This is a genomic window from Thiolapillus sp. (assembly GCF_048562965.1).
GTDB lineage: Bacteria > Pseudomonadota > Gammaproteobacteria > Chromatiales > Chromatiaceae > Thiolapillus > Thiolapillus brandeum_A.
Window position 1 is genome coordinate 1 of sequence record NZ_JBHNMF010000371.1, and the last position, 3,276, is coordinate 3,276.

A 3,276-nucleotide genomic window follows, 5' to 3' on the forward strand; every position below is an offset into this window, starting at 1 on the left:
CCGTACTTGGCTCCCATATGACTGGACGCCGCGTTCGGAGGCCTACTTTGTTTTCCCTCTGGCGCAAGGCACGCCGGGAAAACAGTGCGGCCTCGCGGCTACTGGGGTCTACCAGCCTTCACTTCGCTCTCCATGGCTGGCAGCGGATGTATGGCCTGGAAGGGGTCATGCTGCGTGACTGGATCGCCCAGGTTTTCTGGGCACTGATACTGACGGGCTTTGCCATCGGCGTCATCAATGCTGTCTGGCGCTGTTTCTCCTGTGTTCTGAGCAGGCTCTCGCACAGTGCCAGACTTACCGAAACCTGGTGCAGTACTTGTAAACAATAAGTCCTGGCCCCATCTTGTCAGGACAGAACTTTTTCATCGAAGCTCCTGTTTGATACGGGCTGAATTATCCTCAGCCCGTTTTTTTGCTGCAGATCCCACATTTCCGCATACATGCCCTTCCTGTCCAGCAATTCCTGATGTGTGCCCCGCTCGCAAACCCGTCCCTTGTCCATGACCAGGATCTCATCGGCATCGACTACCGTGGAAAGGCGGTGCGCCACCACCAGCGTGGTATGGTGCTGCGCCACCTGATCCAGTGTTTTCTGAATGGCTTGTTCGGTTTTGCTGTCCAGGGATGAAGTGGCCTCATCGAACACCAGGATCTGGGGCCGCTTGAGCATGGCGCGCGCAATGGCCACCCGCTGCTTTTCACCGCCGGACAGTTTCAGCCCCCGCTCACCAACCACCGTTTCCCAGCCATCGGGCAGGCTTTCGATGAATCCGCGGATATGCGCCATTTCGGCAGCCTGCTCCACTTCCTCGCGGCTGGCCGAGGTGCGCCCATAGGCGATGTTGTAATAAATGCTGTCATTGAACAGTACCGTATCCTGGGGAACGATGCCGATAGCGGCGCGCAGGCTTTCCTGGGTCACTTCACGCAGATCCTGGCCATCAATACGGATACTGCCGGCTGTCACGTCGTAGAAACGGTACAGCAGCCGGGCAATGGTGGACTTTCCTGCGCCGCTGTGGCCGACGATGGCGAGTTTGTGTCCCGAGGGTACTTCTAAATCCACGCCCTGCAGGATCACCCGCTCCGGCTGGTAGGAGAAATCCACCTGATCAAAGCATATGCGCCCGCCTTTCAGTTCCAGAGGATGGGCATCGGGCGCATCCTGTATCTCCGGCTTGCGGTCCAGCAGTTTGAAGATCAGATCCATGTCCGCCAGCGCATACTTGATCTGCCGGTAGACGATACCGAGGAACCCCAGGGGGATGAACAGCTGCAGCAGAAAGGCATTCACGAGCACCAAGTCGCCGATGCTCATGTCACCGGCCGTCACGCCTCTGGCAGCGAAGATCATGACCAGGGTGACACCCACGGCAATCACCGCCCCCTGAGCAAAGTTGAGCAGAGACATGGAAGTCTGGCTCTTGACCGCCCAGTGCTCCCAGGCGCTGAGCTTGTCGTCGAAGCGGTTCACCTCCAGCTTTTCATTGCCAAAGTATTTCACCGTCTCATAGTTGATCAGGCTGTCCATGGCCTGGGAGTTGGCTTCGGAATCCAGCCGGTTCATGTGATGGCGGAAATCCATGCGCCACTCGGTGACGGCCACGGTCACCACGCCGTACACCAGCACCGTGCCGAAAGTGATCATCATGAACACCGCATCGTACTGGGTGAACAGAATGCCGCCCACCAGCACGAACTCCACCACGATGGGCAATATGCTGAAGGCCATGTAGTTGAGGATCTGGGACACCGAGCGCGTGCCCCGTTCCAGGTCACGGCTGATGGCCCCGGTCTGGCGCTCCAGGTGAAAGCGCAGGGACAGGTTGTGCAGGTGCTCCAGCACCCGCGTCGACAGGCGCCGCATGGCCCGGTAGCGCACCTTGGCAAAGACGATATCCCTGAGTTCGTTGAACAGACTCGCGGAAAGTTTGAGCGCACCATAAGCCAGCAGCAGGCTCAGGGGCAGCATCAGCATCTGACCAGGACGGTTCTCCAGCGCATCCACGATCTGCTTGAGCACCAGCGGCACGCCCACATTCGCCACCTTGGACAATACGAGGCAGGCCAGCGCAAACAGTGCCCGCCCGCGGAATTCCCACAGAAAGGGCAGCATATTCCGCAGGTTATGCAGATCGCGACGGTTTTTATGGACTTGGGAAACCGTCTCCCGAGCATGAACCATGTTATACTGAACCTTTGAATTAACCCTTGAAAATCAGGGATTTCCATCCCCGAAACGAAGTTGCTGATGATAACAAACAGGAGAGCCCAGCGGTGGAAGAATCACTGAACCAGACCGACTGCAGTTACAATGAGCCGTTCGCCCTGCAAGTGTTGGGAGACAGCATGGAGCCGGAATTTCCCGATGGTTGCATCATCGTTCTTGAGCGCACCGACCGTTGCGCTCACGGTATGTACATCATGACGCTGGTGGAAGGCGTCCGCTGGTTCCGTCAGTATCTCAATGACGAGGACGGTGAGCGTCTCATCGCACTCAACGATCTCTATCCGGAGATTCCCTTGGAAGGACTGGACTGGAAACCCGAAGCTGTGGTGCTCCAGCGCAATATCAAGCGGGAAGTCAAGCACTACGAATACTGATCATGCCCGGTCACACCCGACTCCTGCTCGTCCTGTTGCTCGCGGCCCTCACTGCCTGCAGTGACAGCAAACCGCCTGCCAAGGCATCCCAGTCCCACAAGTCCCCTGCCGTTCTGGTGGAAATCGCCGAAGTGCAGGAGCGGCCGGTGGCGAAAACCTGGAAACGTTCCGGCACGCTGGTGTACCGCCATATACTGCGCGTGCATACCCAGGAAGAAGGACGTATCACCCGTCTTCCCTGGTTCGAGGGAAACAAAGTCAGAAAAGGCGATACCCTCGCCACGCTGGACAATGAACTGCTTCAGGCAGAACTGCGCAAAGCCAGGGCCACCAGTTCCATGGCCGAGCGAAAAGTATCGCGCCTGGAACGCCTGAGGAAGACCAAGGCCACCTCTGAAGAGGACCTTGTGGAAGCTCAGACCGAGCTGGAACTGGCCCGTGCCGAGGTGGAAATCCTGATGACCCGCATGGGTTATACCACCATCAAAGCACCCTACGATGGCGTGATTATCGATCGGCTGGTGGAACCGGGCGATGCCGTACCGCGCAACACCCATTTGCTGACCCTGGCTGATCCGGCATCACTAGTGGTCCAGGTACCCGCTTCCGAACAGATGCTCGCCGATCTTGGAACTGACAGCCGGGTTCTGATGTATCCGGACATACCGGGCG

4 protein-coding genes are annotated in these 3,276 nt (G+C 57.9%); 3 read left to right on the forward strand and 1 reads right to left on the reverse strand.

The genetic code is table 11. From position 1 onward, the window contains the following. The first annotated feature begins 47 nt into the window (after positions 1–47). Positions 48–329, forward strand: coding sequence for a hypothetical protein (locus tag ACOCD2_RS14935; protein WP_293649157.1), 282 nt, complete (start codon positions 48–50; stop codon positions 327–329). A 17-nt stretch (positions 330–346) separates the two neighbouring features. On the opposite strand, the gene ACOCD2_RS14940 is transcribed toward ACOCD2_RS14935, so the two are convergent. Further along, the gene (locus ACOCD2_RS14940; RefSeq protein WP_293649159.1) at positions 347–2,116 is read right to left on the reverse strand and encodes an ABCB family ABC transporter ATP-binding protein/permease; all 1,770 of its coding nucleotides are present in this window, start codon (positions 2,114–2,116) and stop codon (positions 347–349) included. A 161-nt stretch (positions 2,117–2,277) separates the two neighbouring features. On the opposite strand from ACOCD2_RS14940, the gene ACOCD2_RS14945 reads away from it, so the two are divergent. Then, positions 2,278–2,604 carry a S24 family peptidase gene (locus ACOCD2_RS14945; protein WP_293652855.1) on the forward strand — a complete coding sequence of 109 codons (327 nt, stop codon included), beginning with the start codon at positions 2,278–2,280 and terminating at the stop codon, positions 2,602–2,604. 2 nt (positions 2,605–2,606) lie between these two features. Beyond that, positions 2,607–3,276: efflux RND transporter periplasmic adaptor subunit (locus ACOCD2_RS14950; protein ID WP_293649162.1), on the forward strand; the 670-nt coding region annotated here is incomplete at its 3' end.

Bases quoted from the DNA above. Each gene is read 5' to 3' on its own strand.
- ACOCD2_RS14940 (WP_293649159.1), bottom strand. From the start codon at position 2,116: ATGCTGCCCTTTCTGTGGGAATTCCGCGGGCGGGCACTGTTTGCGCTG.